The sequence below is a fragment of the Brevibacillus halotolerans genome (assembly GCF_026891775.1).
Classification (GTDB): domain Bacteria; phylum Bacillota; class Bacilli; order Brevibacillales; family Brevibacillaceae; genus Brevibacillus_B; species Brevibacillus_B halotolerans.
In genome coordinates this window covers 1-24,590 of sequence record NZ_JAPTNK010000003.1, presented here as the reverse complement: position 1 = coordinate 24,590, position 24,590 = coordinate 1, and the positions used below count along the sequence as shown (strand labels likewise).

The following is a 24,590-nucleotide window of genomic DNA, read 5'->3' as shown; positions in this document are numbered from 1 at the left end:
GGAGAACGTGTTATGGTGTCATGGGAACAAGTAGAGCAAATGCCATTAGAACAAGTCGTAGATGAAGTAATTGAACGACACACTAGCATTCATGCAAGTTGGAGCATTCCTCCTCGATCGAAACAACTGTCTACTGCTCATCTAGTCACGGCAGATACCTTATTGTGCCAGATTAGTTTATCGAAAAGCCTGCACCGTTGGCTACATATGCAGAGCACAGAGCCTGGGGATTTATTACTTGCTTGGACGAATATCGGACTTTTAGTGGAAGGTACGATGAAATGGTTCCTAAGCGTTTTTCATGAGGAAGTCCGAAATGAATGGGAGAACCAAGTCGTAAAGTTTCAAGATCACTATTCCCAAGAATCATTTTTATACATGATGAGAAAATTTTTTCATCAGCGTATTTGGTTTGGAAAAGGAGACTTCGATCGCTGGGTGATGCATGTTCACGAATGCCGCTTCTATGGTCTTAGTGAACAGCAACAATTACAAAGTCGTATGGAGCGCTTTGATGAGGCTGTCCGTGTCTATTTACACTTTTTACGTTTTCACCAGGAATTGGTCGAACAGCAATTCATCCATCAGGAAGAAGAGAATACAAGGTAAACGGTAAAGATCCAAAAGGATATAGGCATCTCTTGAGGGGCAAAAGGAGGTGCCTATTTTATTTTGGTAAAAACGTTACAACTTCTCACTATTTCTAGCAAAAACAAGTATACTAGAAGCAGAGAAAACAAGGAGGAAAAGTGCCATGCATAAAGATTTATCACCTGCATTTGAACAATTAAAGAACGAGCATGGTCCGCTCCGGCAGTTAATGGAAGAGTTGTATGAACAAGCCGTTACAATGGGGAAAACAGGAGATGAGAAGAGCTATGCTCAAAGTCTGCATTCATTAGAAGAAAAGGTAGACAGTTTTTTGCTTATGCTAGAAACGCACGCCGAACGTGAAGAAACCTTCTTTTTCCCCATGATATTTGAGCTGACGGGTGGAGAGAACGGACCTATTGCAGTCATGGAAGAGGAACACCAAGAAGCGAAACAACATTTCGTACATTTCAAAGAAAAAATGAGCACAGTAGGTGTAACGATTGACAAGAACTCAGCTATTATGACGGCCGATCCTGTAGCGAAAGCCTACGTAGTTTTATCCGATCACTTTATGAAAGAAGAGATGGTTCTTTTTCCAATGGCAAACCAACTGCTAGTAGAGGAACAGAAGGACGAGTTGCAGAGACAGTTAATGAAAGCAGACAGAAAAAAATAGGGGTAACCAAATCGGATTAAAGGAGACTGTTCAACGTCTGAGCAGTCTCTGCGACAGTCACTGGTGCATGAGCAAGAAAAGGCTTTATTTATGACGAAACATTCTGAAAACGTACCAAACCCATATATAATAAAGAGAAATAGTGGGGAGGTATGGAAATGAGCGAAATTCAACGAACTCGCCGCAATACATTAGGGGATATTATCAGAAGAAGCAGTCTTCGTTTTCCGAAAAAAATAGCTTTGCGTTTTAAAAGGGAGGAGGTTACCTACCAACAACTCGATTCATTAATAAACCAAACAGCTCAATATATCTGCTCTAAGGGACTGCAAACGGGTGATCGTGCTGCCGTACTATCCCGTAACTCGCTTGACTTTGTAATTGTTACGTTCGCTTTAGCCAAAGCGGGAGTTATTATGGTCCCGATCAACTATATGCTGAATGTAGAGGATGTTGCCTATATCATGGGACATGCAGAGATTCAGGCTTGTTTTGTTGCGCCAGAATTCCTAGCTGTAGCAGATAAAGCGAATGAGATTGCGAACTGCGAGCTGCGACTACGAGCCATCATATCAAGCCCTGCCGATCCTAATTTAGAATGGATGCCATTGCGTACGATGATTACTGACTTACCAACAGTGGAGCCTGATGTGAACTTGGATGATGATGACGTCGCTCAGATTATGTATACAAGTGGTACGGAGTCCAAGCCAAAAGGCGTGATGCTTACTCATAAAAACTTGATAGCGCAATACGTGAGTGTAATCTTAGATGGTGATTTGACGGAGCAGGATATTTTTGTTCATGCTTTACCGTTATTCCACTCCGCCCAGCTTCATTGTTTCTTAGGTCCTCATTTATATGTTGGCGCAAGCGGTACTATTTTAGAACATGCTGCACCTGCACTGATGCTTGAGACGGTAGAACGATACGGGGCAACACAGCTTTTTTGTCCGCCTACTGTGTGGATCGCATTATTGCGTTCCGAGGATTTTGCAGCACGTAATTTATCTTCGTTACAAAAATGCTACTACGGAGCTGCCATCATGCCTGTAGAGATTATCAAAGAGCTTGGTATGCGCTTACCTCAAAGCAAGCTATATAATTTTTATGGACAAACAGAAGTAGCTCCACTAGCCACCGTATTAAAACCACATGATCAGCTTCGCAAAACAGGCTCGGCTGGGAAGCCTGCATTACATGTAGAAACAAAAATTGTTGATGAGTCAGGAAACGAAGTGCCAATTGGCCATATCGGCGAGATTGTACATCGGAGCAGTCATATCATGCTTGGCTATTTTAAGGATGAGGAGAAAACGAGAAGTGCTTTTCAAGGTGGCTGGTTTCATAGTGGTGACCTCGGTAGCATGGATGAAGAGGGCTATATAACAGTGGTAGATCGCAAAAAGGATATGATTAAAACGGGAGGTGAAAACGTAGCTAGTCGTGAAATTGAAGAATGGATGTATCAGCATCCAAAGGTTTCGGAGGTGGCAGTGATCGGTATTCCGCATCCGTATTGGATCGAAGCAGTTACAGCGATTGTAGTAGCGCAAGCAGGAGAAGAAATAGAAACAGAAGAATTATTGCAATTTTGTAAAAAAGGTCTTTCCTCCTTTAAAGTGCCTAAGTTTGTTGTGGTCACGGATCAGCTACCGCGTAATCCTAGCGGGAAAATTGTAAAAAGAGAGCTACGCAGACAATATCAGATGTTGAGTGAAATGGATAAATTACATTGATAAGCTTTGTGTGGAAGCCTTTTTCGTAACGGAGAAAAGGCTTTTTTTCATATGCGGCAAGGTAAGGAGAGAGGTGATTATGAAATGTGGCTGAATGAGGATAAATTTTTAACGTATTAGTAATTCTAAAATGGATCGTATAAAATGGTTGACTTAAACTTTGGTTGTAACTATAATTGTTACATGTTAACAAGACGACAAGTACTGTAGAAGATTCCTTGTGAATCCCCAGTCGTTGAATAGTATATTTTTGAATCTTTTTATAGGACTAGCATGGTTATGACAATAGGATTATAAATGGAAAGCTGAGGTAATGTAGCGATGAAGATAAAAATTAAAGCTTACTCTGATTTTATATGTCCATTTTGTTTTTTAGGAAAAGGCCCTTTAGATGAGATCGCGAAGGAAAAAGATGTAGAGGTAGAATGGATGCCATTTGAATTACGTCCAAGTCCTTATTCAAAAATTGATCCATGGAAGGAGCCTGACAAGCTTGGCTCCTGGGATTCCTTTATTCTTCCGACTGCTAAAAAGCTAGGAATTGATATGCGTTTGCCGCGTGTTTCACCACATCCATATACACACTTGGCATTTGAAGCCTATCAGTACGCGAAGGAACAGGGAAAAGGAAATGAGTATCACCATAGAGTGTTTACAGCATTTTTTCAAGAAGAACAAAACATTGAAGATATTGATGTGCTGACAAAACTAGCGGGTGAAGTTGGACTTGATATGGATGAGTGCAGGGAAGCCTTGGTAACACGAAAATATAAAGAAGTGCATCAGAAGCTATTAAAGCATGCCTATGAAGAAGCACAAATTATGGCTGTTCCAACGCTCGTGATTGGTGACGAAGTGGTACAGGGATTAGCTAGCAAGGAAACCTTAGCAAAAATTATTGATAAGGAACTAGATAAAAATAAGACAAACGAGTTTGATGGATTGCAATGCTCACTGGACGGAGAATGCTAATAGATTGATTTCAGACTTGCTTATCTGAATTTGGAGGATACTTATATGGGTCAACTAACTAACTTAGAAATCATTCGCAGAACATACGAGGGTCCATCTTCTTCTAACGCTCAGCATTTGCTTGCAGCCCTTTCGGATTTCGTAGAATGGACGGAGGCACCAGGCTTTCCCTATGGTGGAACATACATTGGTGTAGAGGCTGTCATGCAGAATGTATTTAGCCGTTTGGCAACGGAATGGGACGATTTCAAGGCAAGCGTACACACCTATCATGAAGTAAACGAGAAGGATATCATTATCGTTGAAGGGGTTTATTCTGGAACCTATAAAGCAACAGGCAAAGCGTTTCAAGCAGAGTTTGTACACATTTATCACCTTCATGAGGGGAAAATTGTCAAATTTAAACAATATGTTGATAGTCATGTTGTGCAACAGGCTATGACCTATTAAATCATCAACCGTAAATAACAGCGGTAGCAATATGGAAGGACTTAAGGCAACTAGGACAAAGGATTCAACTGTTCTAGTTGCCTTTTTTATTTGTTTGTATCGTTTGTGTCGTTTCCACGCAGGAAATAAAATACCAATTTAATGCTATACTACATATGAATAACCTTACTTGAAGTTGAGAAAAAGAATCGTTCATGTACACCTGACAGGCTGATCACTTACGAAAGGACCTTTTGGGAAGAAAGGGGTATCAGTGATGATGAAACTAGTACTTATTCGGCATGGACAAAGTTTATGGAATCTCGAAAATAGGTTTACAGGATGGACAGATGTGGACTTATCCACGAATGGACTTCAAGAAGCAAGAGAAGCAGGAATGATCCTGAAGAAAAATGGATATGTGTTTGACGTAGGCTACACCTCTGTTTTAAAAAGAGCAATTCGTACCTTATGGATTGTTTTACATGAAATGGATCTCATGTGGATTCCTGTCCATAAAACATGGCAGCTAAATGAACGTCACTACGGGGCCTTGCAAGGTTTAAATAAGGCAGAAACGAGTCAAAAATATGGAGCAGAGCAGGTTCAATTATGGAGAAGATCAACCGATGTACGCCCACCTGCTCTAACACAGGATGATGAGCGCTTTGAAGCCTCTCATCCAAAATATAAAGCGCTAAAGGAAGGGGAATTTCCTCTCACTGAAAATCTTGAGGATACCGAAAAACGAGTTTTAGCCTATTGGGATACGGAAATTGCCCCTACATTGAAAAAAGGCCAAAAGGTCATTATCTCCGCTCATGGAAATACGATTCGGGCCTTAATCAAATATTTAGATCAAATTTCGGCGGACGGTATTGTAAGCTTAAACATTCCGACTGGTATTCCGCTGGTATATGAATTGGATGATCAATTAAACCCAATTAATCATTACTATTTAAGTATGGACGGCAAGGTTCCTGAAGGCCAAGTTCCCAAGCATATTGATATGCATTAACTGGATTGTTTGGCATTGGAGTATCTCCTTTTCCACAATGAATTGTAGGGAGTGAAGGTAAGATGAAGATGCAACGCGGAAAATTTGAAGGATTACAGAGGTTATCGAACGATAAAGGAGTAATCGCTGCTTTAGCCATTGACCAGAGGGGCTCTATGAAGAAAATGATTCAAAAAGTCAAAGGAGACTCATATCATATAGAACAGGTCAAGATTTTTAAAGAGGCTGTTTCCCGTGAATTAACTCCTTACGTTAGTGCGATCCTATTAGACCTAGAAACAGGAGAATACGGTATGAAAGCAAAGGATGATCGAGCAGGATTGTTACTTTCTTATGAGAAAACAGGATATGATGCTACGGAACCAGGACGTTTACCAGATGTGATAGAAGATTTGTCTGCTCTTCGAATTAAAGAACAAGGAGGAGATGCCGTTAAGATTTTAGTCTACTATGATCCTTGCGAACCTGCCGAGATTAATGAAAAGAAGCATGCATTCCTGGAAAGAGTAGGAGCGGAATGCAGAGCGGTAGATATACCGCTTTTTGTGGAGCCCATTGTTTATGATCAGCTTGTGGAAGACACAAAAAGCATCGAGTTTGCAAAAATAAAGCCTGCTAAAGTTAAGGCATCCATCCAAGAATTCTCGAAGCCACGTTACGGGATAGATGTATTAAAGGTAGAGGTTCCTGTTAACTTCAACTATGTTGAGGGATTTGCAGATGGAGAGCATGCTTATACGAAAGAGGAAGCTGCCAGACATTTTAAAGAAGCGTCAGACCTAGCTACCCTACCCTTTATCTATTTAAGTGCAGGCGTTACATCGGAATTATTCCGGAAAACAATTGAGTTCGCAATCGAAGCTGAGTCTGCCTTTTGCGGTGTACTTTGTGGACGGGCTACTTGGTTTGACGGCGTAGCTGCTTATGGAGAAGGAGACGAAGAGGGGTTGCGTCAGTGGCTACAAACCAAAGGGAAGTATAATATTGATCATTTAAACGAATTATTAGATAAAGCTTCTCCATGGTGGTCCATATATGGAAAAGTAGAAGACATCCAAATTATAGATTAGTTCAGCTACTGCTTTGTGAGGAAAGCTAAACATAGATAGAATAAAAAAGAGTAAAACCAGTACATTCAATCCAAAACAGGAGTGTACTGGTTTTTTTATCTTTGTACGTAGGAAAAAGGAGAGGATTGGGGAATCATGAGAACGATTACAAAAATACCTTGACGAAAATTATTACCTTATTTTAAAATTAAAACGAAAATAATTTTCATCATAGAACTGGGGAGAAGAAAATGAGCGGATTCTTTGAACATGCACAACGCTTTGGGAAATCATTCATGCTACCTATCGCTGTTCTTCCTGCAGCAGGTTTATTACTTGGTATTGGAGGAGCCCTGTCAAATCCCAATACATTGGTAGCGTATCCATTTTTAGATGTACCTTGGTTACAAGCCATTTTCACCATTATGAGTTCAGCCGGTTCTATTGTGTTTGCTAACCTAGCTATCATCTTCGCTGTTGGGATAGCAGTAGGTTTGGCTCGTTCTGATAAAGGAACCGCTGGATTAGCAGCAGTATTAGGATATTTAGTTATGAACGCCACTATTAACGCGATGCTCATTATTACGAGCAAGCTAGCAACTGAGAATTTGGCAGCCGATGGTCAGGGAATGACGCTTGGTATTCAAACATTAGAAACTGGGGTTTTCGGAGGTGCTGTTGTTGGTGTTTTAACAGCCCTTCTGCATAATCGGTATAACAAGGTTGAACTGCCTCAATTTTTAGGATTCTTTGGTGGTTCACGTTTTATACCTATCATCACTTCATTTGCCTCTATTTTGCTGGGAGTAGCGATGTTTCTTGTATGGCCACCTATTCAATCAGGAATTTTCAAGCTAGGTGGCCTCGTTGAATCAACAGGATACATTGGAACATTCTTCTATGGATTTATTCTTCGTCTACTAGGTCCTTTTGGCTTGCATCATATTTTCTACATGCCATTCTGGACGACAGGTCTTGGCGGTTCATTGGTTGTCAATGGAACATTGGTGGAAGGAACTCAGAAAATTTTCTTTGCCCAATTGGCTGATCCAAACACAACGCAGTTTTATATCGGAACGGCTCGTTTTATGTCAGGACGCTTTATCACCATGATGTTTGGACTACTAGGAGCGGTACTGGCCATGTATCAATGTGTGAAGCCAGAAAATCGCAAAAAAGTTGCCGGTCTACTGCTTTCGGCGGGTCTAACCTGCTTTTTGACAGGAATTACGGAGCCGATCGAATTTTCATTCTTGTTCATCGCACCTGTTTTGTATGCTGTGCATGCATTCTTTGATGGTCTAGCGTTTATGATGGCTCATATTTTCCAGATTACGATTGGTCAAACCTTCTCTGGTGGCTTTATTGACTTTGTTCTGTTTGGAGTTCTGCAAGGTACTGCCAAAACAAACTGGTTATATGTTCCGATAATTGGTGTTTTCTGGTTCTTCTTGTACTACTTCACTTTCCGCTTTGCGATTAAGAAATTTAATATTAAAACCCCAGGACGTGAAACGGATCAGGGATTAAATGAGGCTGAAACGGATGGAGCACAAACAAGCCGTGCCGTTACTATTATTGAAGCCTTAGGTGGAAGCGAAAATATTAAAGATGTGGATTGCTGCGCGACTCGCTTACGTATGACCGTTTTTGACGGTGAAAAAGTGTCTGAAGCAGAGCTGAAGAAGACAGGAGCAAAAGGAGTCATTTTGAAGGGAAACGGCGTTCAAGTTATTTATGGACCACATGTGACTATCATTAAAAATGAAATTGAAGAAACATTGGGAGTGTAGGTACCGTGAATGAGATTACAAATGAAGTAATAAAAGAACAAATTAAGCATGGCTTGGTAGTATCATGTCAGGCTTTGCCTGATGAACCCTTGCACAGCGCTTTTATCATGGGGAGAATGGCACGGGCAGCTGAGGAAGGCGGTGCCGTTGGTATTCGTGCCAATACGCGGGAAGATATTGCAGAAATTAAAAAGCAGGTCAAGCTACCAATTATGGGAATCGTCAAACGCGATTACGACGATTCAGAAATCTATATCACCCCAACGATGAAAGAAATAGATGAGCTAGTCGAGACAGGCTGCGAAATTATTGCGCTAGATGCGACTGATCGAATCCGACCAGCCGGGAAAACACTAGAACGATTTGTTCAGGAAGTAAAAGAGAAATACCCGTCCCAAATGCTTATGGCGGACGTTGCTACCTTGGCAGAAGCGAAAAAGGCAGAGGAGCTTGGTTTTGACTTTGTCTCTACTACTCTCGTTGGCTACACCCCTCAGAGTATCGGGCAAAGGCTGTACGATAACGATTTTTCCCTTTTGCAAGAAATACTTGCATGTATTTCTGTGCCAGTCATTGCGGAGGGAAATATCTTGACTCCTGATATGGCTAAGCGCTGCTTAGAGCTAGGGGTTTATGCTGTAGTTGTAGGAGGGGCCATAACGCGTCCACAGCAGATTACAAAGCGTTTTGTTGATCAGCTTGCGAAAGCATAATAATCACTCTATCTCTCTATTAGTAAGAGAAAGGCAGATGTAGAGTCTAAAAAAGAAGGCTTCGCCACTTGGTGAAAGCCTTCTTTTTTTCAAAGATTATCCTTGTTTATGCTGATAAAGAACGCGCAATGTTTCTTGGCGTTTTGCCAATAAATCACTATCCTCGGCTAACAGCATAGAAATGACATCAATGATGAAATAGAATGCAAGCTGGCTTTGCACCAATTGCAATTCATCACTTCGTCGAAGGTTGGATGTGAACAGGACGATATCAGAGGTATCGGTGAGGGGCGTGTGATTATAGTTCGTGATGCTAATGACAGTGGCTTCATGCGACTTAGCTTCTCTAGCAGCATCAATGACTTCACGTGTCAGCCCTGTATTTGACAGGCAAATGACCAAATCATTGCTGGTTAAAAGCGAAGCATCCATCAGCATCATATGAGGATCAATAATCGCATCGACCAGCAAGCCAAACCGTACCAATCTGTTTTTCATCTCCAGAGAGGTCAAGCCTGAGCTGCCGATCCCATAGATGTGAATAACCCGTGAGTTTATAATCAATTGAACAATCTGTTTGATAATCGCTGGATCAATCATTTCAATCGTAGACTGGATGATCTGTAAATAGGTATTTCCTACTTGAGCAAATGTATTTTCACTTGTTTCTGTAGGAGCAACCTCACGACTTAACATGATTTTAAATTCGACAAAATTATTACAGCCAATCTTCTTACAAAACCGTGTGATGGTCGAAGTGGATGTTTCTACTTTCTGTGCTAATTCTTTAATATTAATATTTAACATCAAATCCTTATGCTTCCGGATGTACTCTGCAATTTCTTTTTCCTTAGAAGATAACAGGTGAAAATTAATTTGAATACGTTCGAAGACTCCTGCTGTAGACAAAAGCCGGGCACCTTCCTCTCATGCATGAAATACTTTCATTATACTGTTTGATTTACATTTGGACAAAACATATTAACTAGGGATTGTCTTGCAGAAGGAACATTTTTTCGATTCTAGTAGCAAAAGATGTTTGTTATCAAGGAACCTTTTCTTATTTGGAGCTGTTTCTGCTATCATAGGTACGAAAGTAAAACCGGATAGAGTAAATTAACATGCAAAAGGAAGGAACAGTGCAATGAGCTTTCAGTTAAGTCGAAGGATCATTAAAACCTTGTGCGGTCAGGTCTCTTACGAAAAAGGTGACGTATATTATCGAACGGGCAAGGTGATGATTACGCATTATGACCCAGATCAACAAAGCTATCAAGCAACGGTAAATGAGGGGAGTGGTTACCAGGTTACTGTTAGAGTAGACCGAGGGGAAGTGAGTGCGGAATGCACTTGTCCTACCCTTTCTTCGTACGATAAATTTTGTCAGCATATTGCTGCTGTATTGTTAAGTATACGGGAACGTGATCAGGATAGTAGTGGACCATTTAATCGTATTAGTGCTACTCAGATACAGGCTAGAGAGGGGATAGCTGAGGGGCGCGAGTATACCAGAGCAAAATTTGCCGATTCTATGGAGCGGCCTGCAATGTTCTCTGATTCAGATGCACAAATGGCAAAACATATGCTGAGGATATTTAGCCGCCAATCGTTGCGTCCAAGCAGTACACGTACACCCCTAGATACACGGGAGGTTCTTGACGTTGAGTTTATTTGTAGACCCTTCCATTATGGGTATGGTAGGTACATGTTTGGTCTAGAGCTTAAATTAGGGCCAAAACGACTCTATGTGGTTAAACATATAAGAGAATTTCTTGACCGAATGGATCGTCGTGAAGGGATTATTTTTTCGAAACACTTTGCCTATGATCCTGAGCTTCATAGCTTTCAAAAAGAAAATGATGAAGTTCTTCAGCAATTAGTTCAAATTAGTAAAAACGAAAGAATGTTTCAAGATACATGGAATATTTCCGTCCATGCTAATAGGAAGAGCGATGATCGGATGCTTTTGATTCCTCCTTTTTCATGGGAGTCTCTTCTAGCTCTGCTAATGAAGGCCCCATTGGTAAAGCTTGAGCAGGGAGATCGTCTATATGATGGTATCCATTTATCCGACGGACCATTACCTCTGGAATTTGAATTCGACCAAGCGCAGTCTACAGGCTATCGGTTGGATATTCGGGGCTTAAATAAGCTCACCATCATGGAAACATATGAAGTAGTCCTCTCGGATGGAAAGCTTATCAAGCTCCAGCAGGAACAGTGCAAGCGTCTCCTTGAACTAAAAAGAATGCTTGATCCATCTCACAGGAATCAGGTTCAGATTCAGCCCGAGCAAATGGAACCTTTTATGGAAAAGGTTATACCTTGTCTGATAAAGCTAGGAAGTGTGCATATTGCTCAAGCTGTTTCTGAGAAAATCGTACAAACACCGTTACAGGCAAGGCTATACCTAGACCGAGTGAGAGATCGATTGCTTGCAGGTCTTGAATTTCAATATGGCGATATTATTATCAATCCTTTGGAGACTACTAGCCGGAAGAGAGATACTGATCCGATTCTCATGAGGGATGGTGATCAGGAGCGACGCATTCTGGAGCTTATGGAAAACAGCTCCTTTGTGCAGACGGAAGCAGGATATTTTATGGATGATGAAGAGGCAGAATATGAATTTTTATACCATGTCATTCCCGTGCTAGAGAAGCTCTTACAGGTATATGCAACCACAGCAGTAAAAGTAAGACTTCACACTGGGCATACTCCTCCTAAGATAACAGTAGATGTAGATGAGCGAATGCAATGGCTTGAATTTAATTTTGATATGGCTGGAATACCTGATTCAGATATTCGAAAGCTACTGAAATCGATAGAAGAGAAACGAAAATACTATCGATTACCTAATGGAGCATTATTACCGTTGGAGAGTGTGGAGTTCCAGGAGGTTTCCCTCTTTATAAATGAGCTAGGAATACGAAAAGAGGAGTGGAAGGAAGCGAATCTACGCCTTCCATTAGTCCGTGGACTTCATTTGATTGATTCACATGAAAGGGGCAAGAACGTCAAGCTGGGCAAATCGCTTCGACGTCTTTTAGAAAATATCCGAAATCCTGACAATCTGGATTTTCCTGTACCCGAAAGCTTAGCTCATGTACTTCGAGACTACCAGATATATGGATTTCAATGGATGAAAACGTTAGCGCACTATCGTTTTGGCGGTATTCTAGCAGATGATATGGGACTGGGCAAAACATTGCAAAGCATCGCTTTTATCGTGTCCGTGCTACCAGAGATCCGAGAACAGGGAATGCCAGCGTTAATTGTCTGCCCAGCTTCTTTGGTCTACAACTGGCGCAATGAGCTGAAAAGATTTGCACCCGAGATTCAGACAGTCATCGCTGATGGTAGCAGAGTGGAGCGCACTAGCATCATACGAGAAGCATCAGGGGTAGATGTTATCATTACCTCTTACCGACTACTGCGTAGGGATATCGATTTGTATGCTGCCTCGATGTTTCATACTCTTATTTTGGACGAGGCACAGGCTTTCAAAAATTACGTTACTCAAACGGCACAGGCAGTAAAGGAAATTCAGGCCAAGTATCGCTTTGCTCTTACTGGAACACCTGTGGAAAACAAACTGGAGGAATTGTGGTCGATCTTTGACGCCGTGTTCCCAGAACTCTTTCAGAATAGAAAGGCGTTCCATAATGTAACGCAAGAAGTGGTAGCTAAAAAGATTCGACCGTTTATATTACGCCGCGTGAAAACCGATGTATTAAAGGAACTCCCCGAAAAGATTGAATCACTGCAAGCGTCTGCGCTTCTACCAGATCAGAAAAAATTATATGTCGCCTATCTGGCAAAATTACAGGAGGAGACATTAAAACATTTGGATGAGGATGACTTTCAGAAAAACAAGATTAAAATTCTAGCTGGTTTGACTCGGCTTCGCCAGATATGCTGTCATCCTGCTCTGTTTGTCGAGGACTACGCAGGAAGCTCCGCCAAGCTTGAACAATTCCTAGAGGTTATTCAAGAGTGCCTAAGCGCTGGGAAACGAATACTGGTGTTTTCTCAATTTACCCAGATGCTTGGATTAATTGGTCGTGAGCTAGGGTATTTAGGGGTACCGTACTTTTATTTGGATGGGAGTACACCCGCTGCTGAACGGGTTGAGCTGTGTAACAGATTTAATGAAGGGGAGCGAGAATTGTTTCTTCTTTCTTTAAAAGCAGGTGGTACTGGCTTGAACCTGACCGGGGCAGACACGGTTATTCTCTATGATCTATGGTGGAACCCGGCTGTAGAACAGCAAGCAGCTGATCGTGCCCATCGAATAGGACAGAAAAAAGTAGTGCAGGTTCTACGTCTGGTCACTCAAGGCACAGTGGAAGAGAAAATGTACGAGCTTCAGCAGAAAAAGAAAAATCTAATTGAGGAAGTAATTCAGCCAGGTCATGAAGCTTTATCTACTTTAACGGAGCAGGAAATCAGGGAGATTTTGATGATTTGATGAAATATGAATACACGAAGAGGATTTGTGTTTTACAAACGATCAATGATACGGACTTCTAGAAACACTCCGTATCATTGATATTGATATGAGAATAAATAGAAATGATGAAAACACCTATTTTACATATAAAGAATTATAATATAAGATTATATAAATTCCAAATGTTACATGCTCATTTAGTAGACTATTGTCAATAGCGACATACAATATGTAAAGATAGAATGAATGAAGATCATACAAATATAAAACAGTCATAATGAAATATTGGAGGAATCAAATGTCAGACAAGAAAGCATACGTAAACGTTGAACTATTAAAACCATTGCAACTCATTCCAACTAACTTAACATGTATTCAATGTGAAGCAAATGCCTCTTACATTCAGTGTGCGATTCCTAATCGAGAAAGCAAAGACATTCAAATAATAGCTAGATCAACGTATTGTAAAAATCATGTAGGATCAATAGCAACAAAGCGAGATATACCAATAGCAAGCACCGATGAAGAACTCAAAAATTTACGAGTAAATGGCGACTATGATGAACTATGGAAGAAACTACTGAGCTGATGATAATCGTTTCTAGTCGAGTGTAGGCACACGATAGACCTGGGGGTGAATGGGTGATGATGCTTAGAGAGGCTCTTGTATCGGAAGCAGAGGAACTAAGCCAACTTGCTCTAGATTCTAAGGCAACATGGGATTATGACGGGGCGTTTATTTTAGCTTGTAAACAGGACTTAACCATAAACCAAGCATACATAGAAAAAAATCATGTTTATGTGCTAGAAAAGGAAGGCAGAGTCATTGGCTTTTTTTCATTTGTGAGGAAAGAGCTTGATAGCCTCGATTTCCTTTACATGCATCGGGACTATAAGGGGCAGGGATACGGTAGCATTTTATGGAGCTTTGTAAAAGAAAAAGCAATTGAATTAGGAATAGACAAATTTACGATTGACAGCGATCCTCATGCAAAAGGATTTTATTTAAAAATGGGAGCTAGACAAATAGGAGAAATACCTTCTACTGTGTGGAAAGATAGGATGCTGCCATTATTGCAGTATGAGCTCTAAGCTTTTGAATAGATGATGTAACAACGGGAAACGATTGTGTAAAAATACTATATGATGCTTACAAGCACATGCTACATCTAGATCAGTACCAGTACCAGTTAACCGCTAAGTCTAACGGGGAGCCTAAAAAGGACTTCCCTTAAAATCTATATAGTAACTGGTACAGTATTTTGTTTCATGTTAAATACGATAAGGCAAATCTATAGTGTGCAGTGACCTCTTAGGGAGAAACTGATCAAAAACGATTTGAGGCTAACAGTACCGCACCATTTCTATAATAGAAATGAAGTGCTTTAGTTTTGGCGAGGACATTACGGAAAATAAATCTGTCGATACGGCAGATTTTTTTGTACAAACAAAGCACGCAAACATAAGCCCTGTAAAGTACCTAAAAATCAGTAGATTTTGGTGGCATCCAAGGGCAATGTTTGGACATGCTTTAAAAAAGTCGTAACAGGCTGATCATCATCCTGCGGATAGGTATAGTGCAAGTGATCTGCTACATATTTTGCTGTACTTCGAAATAATTCCCCCATCGTAAAGAGCGCTTTCCATGTACCTTCGTAACTCCCATCGGCATAGGTGGATAGAAGGGATTCCCAGCATTGCTCTGAAAGATATTTCTCCAAATATTTGCTGTTTTTTCCTACACTAATTGAAAAGTCCGTTTGGATACCAACCTTCCATTCCAGCATTGTCAACAGCATCGGCCTCACATATCTGTTAAGGTGGTCCTGGGCGTAAAGAATTTCTCTTCTCCATAATCCTTTTGCTACATAAGTAGAGACCCACCAGAATTCATTGCAGCAATCTGCAAAAAATGCAGCTGACGGACGCTTTACCCAATAATCTACATCGGTTGGAGAAGGGACCTTAGGAAGGCAGTTATCTTTATCCATTAAAACGAGAAGTAGCTTATCTTCCTTGCTATATTTCTGCGCTTCACTTAGTGGAATTAAGGTCAGGTCGATGCGGTTTCCATCAGTAAACAACATCAGGTATGAGAAACGCCTGCCTAATTCAGGGGGAAACATGGACATAGCCTCAGGAGTTTGTAAAATAATTCGATCCCCAAAAACATGAATCCACTCCGAGTCTTCAATAAAGGAATCTATATCGGTCACTAGATAGCTAATATCAAAATCCTGAAACAGGTCCTTTGGCACATTTGGATTCGTCCGTGATCCTTCTAGCGTTACTGCACGAATGCATTCATCATTTTTTGCAAAGCCAAGGATCATCTCCAGCATTTCTTTTTCAGATCTCATTGTTTTCTAACCTCCATATTCACAGTTCGTAGAGTAGATCAATTGAGTATACGAGTAGGCGGTCCACGAGTACGAGTACGAACCATACGAAGGCTAGTTTGCCAAATGGGTTATAACTTGTTTAAGGATTTCTTCATTTTATTGTGATCCTTTAATCATAAAATTTTTAAAAATGAGTTATTTATAGCTCTGTGTATCGTAATGTTTATGCTCAGGATACCTTTAATTCTACCTCCATTTGTATATAAGGGTAAATAAATGAAAAATAATAAGAAGAAATCGCTATGCTTTAAAATATGATAGGAGGGATTTGAATCAAACGGTTATCCTCAGCTCCAAGTGAAATAAAGCCTCATTATCAGGTTGTTGTGATTGGTTCTGGTTATGGAGGAAGCATTGCTGCCTCTAGAATGGCTCGCTCTGGACTAAAGGTTTGCCTGTTAGAGCGCGGGAAAGAATTTTGTCCTGGGGAATTTCCTAATACGGAATTCGAAGCTGTTAGGGAGTTATCGATTCAGTTACCGGAGTTTACCATAGGCTCCTCTAATGGGTTATATACCTTTCATGTAGACGAGGATATCAATGTACTAACAGGCTGTGGCTTGGGGGGGACATCATTAATAAATGCAAACGTTGCCATAAAAGCCGAACCTCGCGTATTTGAATGTACGTGTTGGCCAAAACAAATTCGTGAAGATGTGCATACCTTGATTGAAGACGGGTATACCCGAGCCCGGGAGATGCTAATGCCACGAGCTTATCCTGATAACTATCCTGTATTAGCAAAAGCAAAAGCACTTGAGAAATCAGCGGTAGATATGGGATATCCGTTTTATAAGCCAGAGCTTACCGTTACTTTTGAAGCGTTCAAAGACGGAAAAAACCATGTAGGTATTGAGCAGGAGCCTTGTGTATGCTGTGGAGATTGTGTGTCTGGATGCAATTATGCAGCAAAGAATACGTTGGCAATGAATTATTTGCCTGACGCTTCTAATTTCGGCGCAGAAATTTTCACTCAGGTAAGTGTCTCTCATATTGAACAAAAGGATAAGCAGTATTTCGTCTACTATAATCTCCTACATGATGGCCGTGAATTTCTGCATTCTCAAGATACCTTATTTGTGACCGCAGATATTGTTATTGTTTCAGCAGGATCTTTAGGAAGTACAGAAATTTTGATGAGATCTAAAAAATTTGGATTACCTTTATCCGATCAGATTGGTAAACATTTCACCGGAAATGGGGACGCTGTTGCTTTTAGTTATAATACAGAAACCCAAATCAATGGGGTAGGCTTCGGATTCTTAGATCCTCGACACATGGAGCCTGTGGGACCATGCATCACAAGCATCATAGATATGCGAAACCAGCCAGTATTAGAAGATGGAATGGTCATTGAGGAAGGGAATCTGCCTTCGCCTTTGGCTAATCTATTGCCTGTGAACTTAGCTAAAGTAGCTAAGGAATTCGGAGAACCGCTTAGCTTACATATTGAGGATCATATAAAAGAAAAAGAAAGAGAGCTCATCAGTCTTGTTTGTGGGGCTCGCACCGGAGCTGTCCGAAATACTCAAACCTACCTCGTCATGGCACATGATGATGCGAATGGGCAATTGTATCTAGATGACACACATAATCGCCTAAGAGTCCGATGGAAGGGCGTAGGCAAGCAAGCCGTTTTTAAAACGGTGAATAAAACCTTAAAAAAGGCCAGTGAATCTCTAGGTGGAGGCCAGTATGTCATTAATCCCATTTGGAGTAAATACTTCGATAAGGATTTGATAACGGTTCATCCTTTAGGAGGTTGTATTATGGCTGATAGTGCTGAGCAAGGTGCTGTTAACCATAAGGGACAACTATTTTCTGGGAAAAATGGGGATGCTGTTCACGAAGGTTTGTATGTTTGCGATGGGTCAATTATTCCACGTTCGCTTGGGGTCAATCCTTTATTAACCATTGCTTCCTTGGCGGAGCGTATCTGTTACTTGCTAGCGGAAGACCGTAATTTACAAATAGACTATGAATTCTCAATGCAGCCGTCTGAGACAAAAGAAAATCAGGGGACAATGGGGTTATCCTTTATCGAGACCATGAAAGGTTATTTTGCCGAAAAGGTGCTCGATGATTATCGCAAGGGCTATGAGATTGGTAAGCAACAAAATTCTTCTTTTATGTTTAATCTAACCATACAAACTAATAATGTAGAAGAACTACTGGAAAAAAAAGAACATCAAGCTTCTGTTACCGGCTTAATAGAGGCTCCTGCTTTATCCAACAAGCCTTTAACAGTACATCAAGGTACATTTCATTTACTTGTAGATGATCCATCCACCCCTGATAGCAAAGAGATGTGGTATCGCTTATGTATGAGCTCAGTAGAAGGACAAGCTTATTTTATGGAGGGGTTCAAAAAGATTAGACATGACTCGAAGCTAGACATGTGGTCGGATACTACAACTCTATACATCTCTGTTTATGCTGGAGAGGATCATACTGCTCCCATGCTTGGCCGAGGAATTTTGATGATGGGAAAAGAAGATTTTATGAAGCAATTAACGACGATCCGAATATTAAATGAGACCAATCAAATCGAAAAAATGAAGGCAATTGCCCGATTTGGAACGTTTTTTGCTGGCTCTCTTTATGAAACGTATGGAAGTATTTTTGCTAAGGAGCATGTATTTAATCCCACAGCTCCTCCCCGTAAAAAGCGTTCATTGCGTACAGGAGCCCCAGAAATTCATTACTTTGTTACTGGAGATGGTGTAGAACTTCGCTTAAGTCGGTATCGAGGGGGAGATAAGGGACCTATTATGTTAACTCATGGTTTCGGTGTATCAAGTATTATTTTTTCACTTGATACGATCGAAACCAATCTATTGGAGTATCTTTATGCGCATGGTTATGATGTATGGTTACTGGATTGGCGTGCCAGTATCGAATTGCCATATCATCATAATCAATTTACATTGGATGCTGTTGCAAAATTTGATTATCCTGCTGCTATATCGAAAATCCAGACGGTAACTGGAGCCGAGTACATCGATGTACTTGCCCATTGCGTCGGTGCTGCAACTTTTACCATGTCCATGCTAAATGGGCTTCAAGGAGTTCGTTCTATCATTTTATCCCAAATCGCTGCTCATTTTAGACCGCCACTCCTCAACCGATTAAAAGTAGGGTTATACTTGCCTACGTTACTTAGTAAACTTGGCATAGACTCTTTACAGGCTTATTCCGATTCTGAAGACGATTGGTTTAATGTGATTTATAACCAGGCCTTGAAGCTTTACCCTCTGCCGCTAGAGGAAAGATGTCACAGCCCTGTTTGTAGGCGTGCGACCTTTATGTACGGACTTTTATTTGAGCATGAACAGCTCAATGAACTGACACATGATTGTCTTCATGAAATGCTAGGTGGAGCTAATATTACTGCCTTTGAACAAGTAGCTCTTGTGTTTAGAGAGGGAAGATTATTGCGACATGATGGAGCGGATGTGTATATGGAACATTTAGACCGTTTAGCTATACCGATCACTTTTATTCATGGAGCAGAAAACCAAGTAAATACGCCAGAAGGGACAGAACAGACCTATCACGAGCTATGTGAAAGAAATGGAAGCCTTCTCTATCAACATCACATAATTCCAGAGTATGGCCATATTGATTGTCTTTTTGGAAAAAATGCCATACGAGATGTTTATCCCTACATTCTGGAGCATTTAACAAGAGTAGATTAGAAAAAAATGACCCTTTGGCCATGAATTATAAGAAAAGCATGTGCCGAAGGGTCATTTGCTTGAAATCCGCGGATAAATGACGATGGGAGATTCGATTAATTTAGGGACAGCTTTCCTAATCTCGGGATATTTGACATCAGGCTCAAGTAATGGACCTGTGTCTGTGAGGGGAGCTGGGTTCCAATGGGTAACAATTTTCTCCAAGCCAATTGGATATATCGTCAGGTTTCCTTCCTTGTCAATATGGATGCGAAGGAAGTTTTTCCAGTCTTCAACCTTTAAAGAGGAAAAAGCCTCGTTGCTGTGCCGACCGAAAACATTTAACGATATATAGAGATAAAGCCCCATTATAGAGGATCCGATTACCCACCCACCAATTGCCATGAATAGCATGTATAGAGCAAGAGTGCCTGGGCCCCAATCCAATTCCAAGTACGACCTAAGCAAAAATATTACCCCGCTATTGATTAGTAGAGCAGCAGTTATATGGCTTAAACCATGTATACATCCTGCAATCCATTTATACCTTCGAGAATGAGTGTCGGTAAATAGCCAAAAGCCACCAACAATGATTAACATCCAAAATATAGCCTGAATGGAGTGGGTTGCTTTATAGATTGTTATCACAAGAGAGTCCCCAAAAGATCCATCTGGAGGAGAAGGGCTATCCACCCCAAAAACAGCAAAAGCTAATATGACGTAAATAATAGAGGTCACGATACCAAACGTTTTGTTTTTGGCCAAAAATAAAAGATTTCCTCTGCAAAGCTGTCTGGATTTTTGCTGGTCAGGAAAATCTTTCATTCGTTTAAACATCCGCTTTTCCTTTGAAGTGATTTGTTCAGAAAAATGTTCCTTAATGTATTGCTCTTTAAAGTCATGTGTGGGATGTAAAAATGCTCCTCCGCCACCAGCAGTTATTTTGACTACTTTTTTGCTATGGTCAGGATTCCCCTTTGAATCCTCAGGGACGAATTCAAAACGACGATAATGATGCTGGTCACCTGCAATGAACACCTGTATTTGTTTTTTCAAAAGCTTTTCCAGAAAGAATAGATTGTTTTCATTATAGGTATGATCGTACTCTCCATATTTTGAAGAGGAAACCCAATAGGGCTCTGCATTGCATAGAATAACACGGTCACCCTCTTGCATCTGTTCGGCAATACTTTCAAAAAATTTAATTTGGGGGCCATCGATATCAGAGTTTAATTGTACATCTGTGCCTAACAGCCACCAATGGTGAGGGAGTTTGATGGCAAAATAGCTTTTCTGCTGAGGTGCTTGCCAGCCATTAAACCACTTACGAGAGCAGAACAATCTTGTGAATGCAACAAGTCCATCGTACCAATCATGGTTACCTGGTATGGCAAATACTTGGGGATGGGGATGCTCAGAGTATCTCATAGCAAGATAATAGGGTGTAATTAAACGTGTCTCATATGCCTTTTTATTAGCGGTAGGGTATACCTGATCGCCTCCGAAAACTAAGATGTTGCCTCTTGATGTGATGTGGCTATGATTAGAATCGGTATCCTCTAGACACAATGTCGGACGGGAAAGATAGTAGGCTATTGTGTAAGTAGAATTGAAGCCATCACCCAAGTCACTAACATAATCAATCCATACCTCTTCACGTTCGCGCGACTCATCTAAACAATAGAAGCCCTGTTTGTCTGTTACATAATTACCTTGCTCATCCTGTTTAATAGCTTTCGAGTAATCTTCGAAACGGGGTGCGCTTTGTCCATAAGCCTCGATCAATCTAAAATCCGAGTAGAGTCCAAATAGTGTCGAAAGCAATGTTTTGATCCCTGTTACAATCAGTTGCTTAGGATTGTACCAATTGACCATGCCTGGTCTGGCTGTATGATCGTATCGCATTCGAGCAGCCAATGGAGGGATAAAGGAAGGTTTTTGGGATGTCTCATGTTTTTTCTTCATATTGATCTAATTCTCCTCGGGAATGATGCAGATATTTGTTATTGTAATAACCTGCAAAATGATAGCTTTGTACATCAGCCTAGTAGGTGAACATTATGCTATCTAGAACAATCCTTTCCAATATATCCCGGAAATAAACTGATTTGTCTGTTAGCTTATTATAAAACAGTAGGAAATGCGGACTCTGTTATTAATTGTTTTCATGGTTGTCTTCTGCTAGGGGGGAGTAGCATTTACCATAAAGCTCGGATGAGACTTTTTGAACACGTGTTACAAGCATAAAAAAATGAACAGGTGTCTCGCTAACAATTTATACTGCTAAACCACAGCCGATCCTGACGCAAGATATGATGAGGACAAAAAAAGAAACGGACATGTTACCCGTTTCTAATCTTCTGGAGTGCGGTCAAGAAAAAGCTTAGTGACTGAAGTATACTCTCCTTTTTCTACCTCATCAGCGCTCGCTTTTTCTTCAAGTGGATCATGACCGTTCATACTTGGAGCTATTGTTGGTTCTTCCTTTGTGGAACGTTTTCTTGAGTCCATTATAATCACCACCCTACGGATTTGATCTTTCTAACATGTAGTTATTTTATGTTCTAGGTTTCACCACTTTTTGAAAACCTATCCAAAATGAGGGGATTTAACACGACATTACTTGTGTGTGGAGGAAAATTATGTCTAATAATGGGGGAGTGAATTCATGAATAAAGAGATGACGCAAAAACTGCGGAGGCGTTGTAGATGTTTTTGAATCCGACTGTGAGTATTATGTTCGCATGGATGACGAACTTGCCGATCCCGCAGAACTTTACTCGGTGGCATGGGCGTGTTGTAAAAGAATCATTAAAGCAGGAGAAATTTATAAAGTAGCCCTAGCCTCTATGTAACATAAAAGAAATTGTGCTACAAATTACGCACCTTATCCTTAGCTAAAAAGGAAGACAGCCGGGGGGGAGCGCCGACCGTCATCGTTTCTGTTCTTATCTTTATGTTCTCTATTTACACGGGCGTACGATTTCTTTTGTTAACACTTTCAGGGCATCACGTACACTTTTAGCGAAGACCAAAGGTTTCTCAATCTTTTCATAGTGGATATACCATAGATTAGGGTTGGTAAATAGCCAGTGGTTATGAAGGGCAGTTACCTTTATGCCATGTTCTCTAAGTCTTGAAATATACGGATTGATCTCCTCAGTGAGAATGACCGTCTCACCAAGACACAAAGCCCTACCATTTTTCTTACTACTTTCAAAAGAGTGAAATTGTGGGATGGTTAAGGGAGATTTCGACCTTCTACCTAAGATAGTAGGTTTTATGTTGGTACGGAAGGTCTGGGCGGTACAGACACCATTCACGACTGTGGGCTTGGCGTTAAGAATTTCCGCGAATCTACGACAAAGAGGGCTAATTTTCAAATGCCATACCTCCTTTCCTTATGATCCCTATCAAGATATGGGAGTCCAGAATGAAAGGTATAGGCATTGATTGTACGAGAAAAACCTAATTCTTGGAAAAATTACGTAACACCTATTCCAGAGGTATAGGCGAGAAAAGAGAAGAACAAGATTGCTTTTGTGAAGTTTGAAAAAACGTGAGCATACAAGCCTATGCGATTATGCAACAGGAACAGGATTGTAAACAGTATGATTTTTCAAGAGATCATAAGAACGTGCGACAAAAAATCTTCAGGGAATATGCTGATAGTCTTTGGGAGAATTGTGATGTTTGCCCTGATCAAGCTGAACAAGTAATTTATTTGACCAGACCGAAAGCAGATTAGCGGATTCCGACGCATTTCATGGGACTTCTAAAGTAACTGGGTATGAACATGTTGGAAGAACCTGAATCGTTTATGAATAATCCCGACTCTTCAAAAGTTGAATGCGTTGATTATAGGGAGATAGAGCAAGTTTATAACAACAAAAAATCCCACTCGTCAAGGAGCCATGAATTTAGTTTCGTCAAGTAAAGTATACTATGGGCACATGTTGGGGGGCATGATTGATGCACAATATACGGGCAACTAGCTATATTTTCGCCCGAAGATGAGGAAGCAGTTAGAAAAGTCGTTGCTAAAGGGTTAATAAACAATGAACTAAGGATCAATATTATATCAAAAAGGGAGAAGTAATCTCTCAGATGGCAACGGCACTCGGTATCATTTGAGTGCCGATTTTTATTTCATTATATTTGACGGTGTTGCCCTTTCAGAGTGTTATGCTGCCGTCCTAAAGCGATCGAAAAAATTTAAATTATTACTCATACGGGCAGTTTCTTCAATAACTATATGAAAGACACCATGGTTTCACAAATGATTAGGCTTCAGGCTCCTGCCCATTAATGCCCATTTTGCATTCCGATAAATAGGCAATTGCATAGGATAAAAGAAAAATATAGAAATCTTGGGAGGAGAATGAGTATGTACCCTAGACCATGCAATTACTATCAATGGAATAATCCAAGTTATAACCATAATTGGGGTTATAATTGGTATCCTCATTATTACAATTGGAATAACAACGGGAATCCTTATTATAGAAGCATCCTTTTAAAAGATTATGGATCAAAACCATTTGTAGTGAATATTGCAAAAGCTGCTAAGCAAAACAATACTTACCGCACCGCTTTATGGACAGGGAAGCACTTACAAGTGACGCTGATGAGTATTAATGTTGGAGATGACATCGGTTTAGAAGTCCATCCGAGTACTGATCAATTCATACGTATTGAAGAAGGCCAGGGACTTGTTCAAATGGGGAATAGCAAAGATAAATTAGACTTTCAAAAAATGGCCTATGATGGTTATGCAATTTTGATACCAGCTGGAACATGGCACAATGTAACCAATACGGGGAATAAGCCACTGAAAATTTACGTTATCTATGCTCCGCCTGAGCATCTATATGGTACTGTTCATAAAACAAAGGCAGATGCCATGTCTGCAGAAGGGGGTCAATAAATAAATACTGTAGTACAAGAACGGGACTGACCCCATAACGTGAGACAAATCAAAACACCTTCAAGAGAATGCAACCATGTCGTAAGATATGGAAGTAACCTGGAGGTGTTTTTTCTTTGGCAACGAGAGTGAGTTACCCTATGGAAAT

Annotated in this window: 20 protein-coding genes; 15 read left to right on the top strand and 5 right to left on the bottom strand. The window is 40.6% G+C overall.

Annotated features, from left to right (window positions below; genetic code table 11):
- The first annotated feature begins 12 nt into the window (after window positions 1–12).
- The 9 genes from O0550_RS05245 to O0550_RS05205 all read left to right on the top strand — a co-directional run bounded on the left by O0550_RS05245 (window position 13) and on the right by O0550_RS05205 (window position 8,983).
- Window positions 13–609, top strand: a complete 597-nt coding sequence (locus tag O0550_RS05245) for a hypothetical protein (RefSeq protein ID WP_003336223.1) — start codon at window positions 13–15, stop codon at window positions 607–609.
- Window positions 610–754: 145 nt separating this feature from the next.
- Complete coding sequence (locus tag O0550_RS05240; RefSeq protein ID WP_258425755.1) at window positions 755–1,270, top strand: hemerythrin domain-containing protein; 516 nt, start codon at window positions 755–757, stop codon at window positions 1,268–1,270.
- 158 nt (window positions 1,271–1,428) lie between these two features.
- A complete protein-coding gene (locus tag O0550_RS05235) occupies window positions 1,429–3,009 on the top strand; it encodes an acyl-CoA synthetase (RefSeq protein ID WP_258425754.1) in 1,581 nt (526 codons plus the stop codon).
- Window positions 3,010–3,330: 321 nt separating this feature from the next.
- The gene (locus tag O0550_RS05230) at window positions 3,331–3,981 is read left to right on the top strand and encodes a DsbA family oxidoreductase (protein ID WP_258425753.1); all 651 of its coding nucleotides are present in this window, start codon (window positions 3,331–3,333) and stop codon (window positions 3,979–3,981) included.
- Between the two features lie 45 nt (window positions 3,982–4,026).
- A complete protein-coding gene (locus tag O0550_RS05225; RefSeq protein WP_258425752.1) occupies window positions 4,027–4,431 on the top strand; it encodes a nuclear transport factor 2 family protein in 405 nt (134 codons plus the stop codon).
- Between the two features lie 256 nt (window positions 4,432–4,687).
- A complete protein-coding gene (gpmA, locus tag O0550_RS05220) occupies window positions 4,688–5,428 on the top strand; it encodes a 2,3-diphosphoglycerate-dependent phosphoglycerate mutase (protein ID WP_258425751.1) in 741 nt (246 codons plus the stop codon).
- A gap of 62 nt (window positions 5,429–5,490) precedes the next feature.
- Complete coding sequence (locus tag O0550_RS05215) at window positions 5,491–6,498, top strand: tagatose 1,6-diphosphate aldolase (RefSeq protein WP_035318287.1); 1,008 nt, start codon at window positions 5,491–5,493, stop codon at window positions 6,496–6,498.
- A 230-nt stretch (window positions 6,499–6,728) separates the two neighbouring features.
- Window positions 6,729–8,270 (top strand): PTS transporter subunit EIIC, encoded by a 1,542-nt coding sequence (locus O0550_RS05210; protein ID WP_258425750.1) that lies wholly within the window; start codon window positions 6,729–6,731, stop codon window positions 8,268–8,270.
- A 29-nt stretch (window positions 8,271–8,299) separates the two neighbouring features.
- Window positions 8,300–8,983 (top strand): N-acetylmannosamine-6-phosphate 2-epimerase, encoded by a 684-nt coding sequence (locus O0550_RS05205; protein WP_199770808.1) that lies wholly within the window; start codon window positions 8,300–8,302, stop codon window positions 8,981–8,983.
- A 96-nt stretch (window positions 8,984–9,079) separates the two neighbouring features.
- Here O0550_RS05205 and O0550_RS05200 read toward each other — a convergent pair whose 3' ends face one another.
- Window positions 9,080–9,892 (bottom strand): MurR/RpiR family transcriptional regulator, encoded by an 813-nt coding sequence (locus tag O0550_RS05200; RefSeq protein WP_003340195.1) that lies wholly within the window; start codon window positions 9,890–9,892, stop codon window positions 9,080–9,082.
- Window positions 9,893–10,127: 235 nt separating this feature from the next.
- Between O0550_RS05200 and O0550_RS05195 the strand changes: the two genes are divergently transcribed.
- From O0550_RS05195 to O0550_RS05185, 3 genes are all read left to right on the top strand, one after another.
- Window positions 10,128–13,454: a DEAD/DEAH box helicase gene (locus tag O0550_RS05195; protein ID WP_258425749.1), complete on the top strand. Its 3,327-nt coding sequence runs from the start codon at window positions 10,128–10,130 to the stop codon at window positions 13,452–13,454.
- Between the two features lie 280 nt (window positions 13,455–13,734).
- A complete protein-coding gene (locus tag O0550_RS05190) occupies window positions 13,735–14,025 on the top strand; it encodes a hypothetical protein (protein WP_022586925.1) in 291 nt (96 codons plus the stop codon).
- Window positions 14,026–14,081: 56 nt separating this feature from the next.
- On the top strand, window positions 14,082–14,528 hold the full coding sequence (locus tag O0550_RS05185; protein WP_258425930.1) for a GNAT family N-acetyltransferase: 447 nt from the start codon (window positions 14,082–14,084) through the stop codon (window positions 14,526–14,528).
- Between the two features lie 395 nt (window positions 14,529–14,923).
- On the opposite strand, the gene O0550_RS05180 is transcribed toward O0550_RS05185, so the two are convergent.
- On the bottom strand, window positions 14,924–15,796 hold the full coding sequence (locus tag O0550_RS05180) for an aminoglycoside 6-adenylyltransferase (RefSeq protein ID WP_258425748.1): 873 nt from the start codon (window positions 15,794–15,796) through the stop codon (window positions 14,924–14,926).
- Window positions 15,797–16,164: 368 nt separating this feature from the next.
- Between O0550_RS05180 and O0550_RS24485 the strand changes: the two genes are divergently transcribed.
- Entirely contained in the window at window positions 16,165–19,536 is a 3,372-nt protein-coding gene (locus O0550_RS24485; protein WP_258425747.1) for an alpha/beta fold hydrolase, read from the top strand.
- Between the two features lie 51 nt (window positions 19,537–19,587).
- Here O0550_RS24485 and O0550_RS05170 read toward each other — a convergent pair whose 3' ends face one another.
- Window positions 19,588–21,480, bottom strand: coding sequence for a metallophosphoesterase (locus O0550_RS05170; protein ID WP_258425746.1), 1,893 nt, complete (start codon window positions 21,478–21,480; stop codon window positions 19,588–19,590).
- Window positions 21,481–21,867: 387 nt separating this feature from the next.
- Entirely contained in the window at window positions 21,868–22,026 is a 159-nt protein-coding gene (locus O0550_RS05165; protein ID WP_003345829.1) for a hypothetical protein, read from the bottom strand.
- A 198-nt stretch (window positions 22,027–22,224) separates the two neighbouring features.
- On the opposite strand from O0550_RS05165, the gene O0550_RS05160 reads away from it, so the two are divergent.
- Window positions 22,225–22,353: a hypothetical protein gene (locus O0550_RS05160; protein ID WP_255253122.1), complete on the top strand. Its 129-nt coding sequence runs from the start codon at window positions 22,225–22,227 to the stop codon at window positions 22,351–22,353.
- Window positions 22,354–22,478: 125 nt separating this feature from the next.
- Here the strand turns inward: O0550_RS05160 and O0550_RS05155 are convergent, their stop codons facing one another.
- Window positions 22,479–22,898 carry a DUF1259 domain-containing protein gene (locus tag O0550_RS05155; RefSeq protein WP_096887147.1) on the bottom strand — a complete coding sequence of 140 codons (420 nt, stop codon included), beginning with the start codon at window positions 22,896–22,898 and terminating at the stop codon, window positions 22,479–22,481.
- 1,004 nt (window positions 22,899–23,902) lie between these two features.
- On the opposite strand from O0550_RS05155, the gene O0550_RS05150 reads away from it, so the two are divergent.
- Complete coding sequence (locus O0550_RS05150; protein WP_258425745.1) at window positions 23,903–24,442, top strand: cupin domain-containing protein; 540 nt, start codon at window positions 23,903–23,905, stop codon at window positions 24,440–24,442.
- Window positions 24,443–24,590 lie beyond the last annotated feature (148 nt).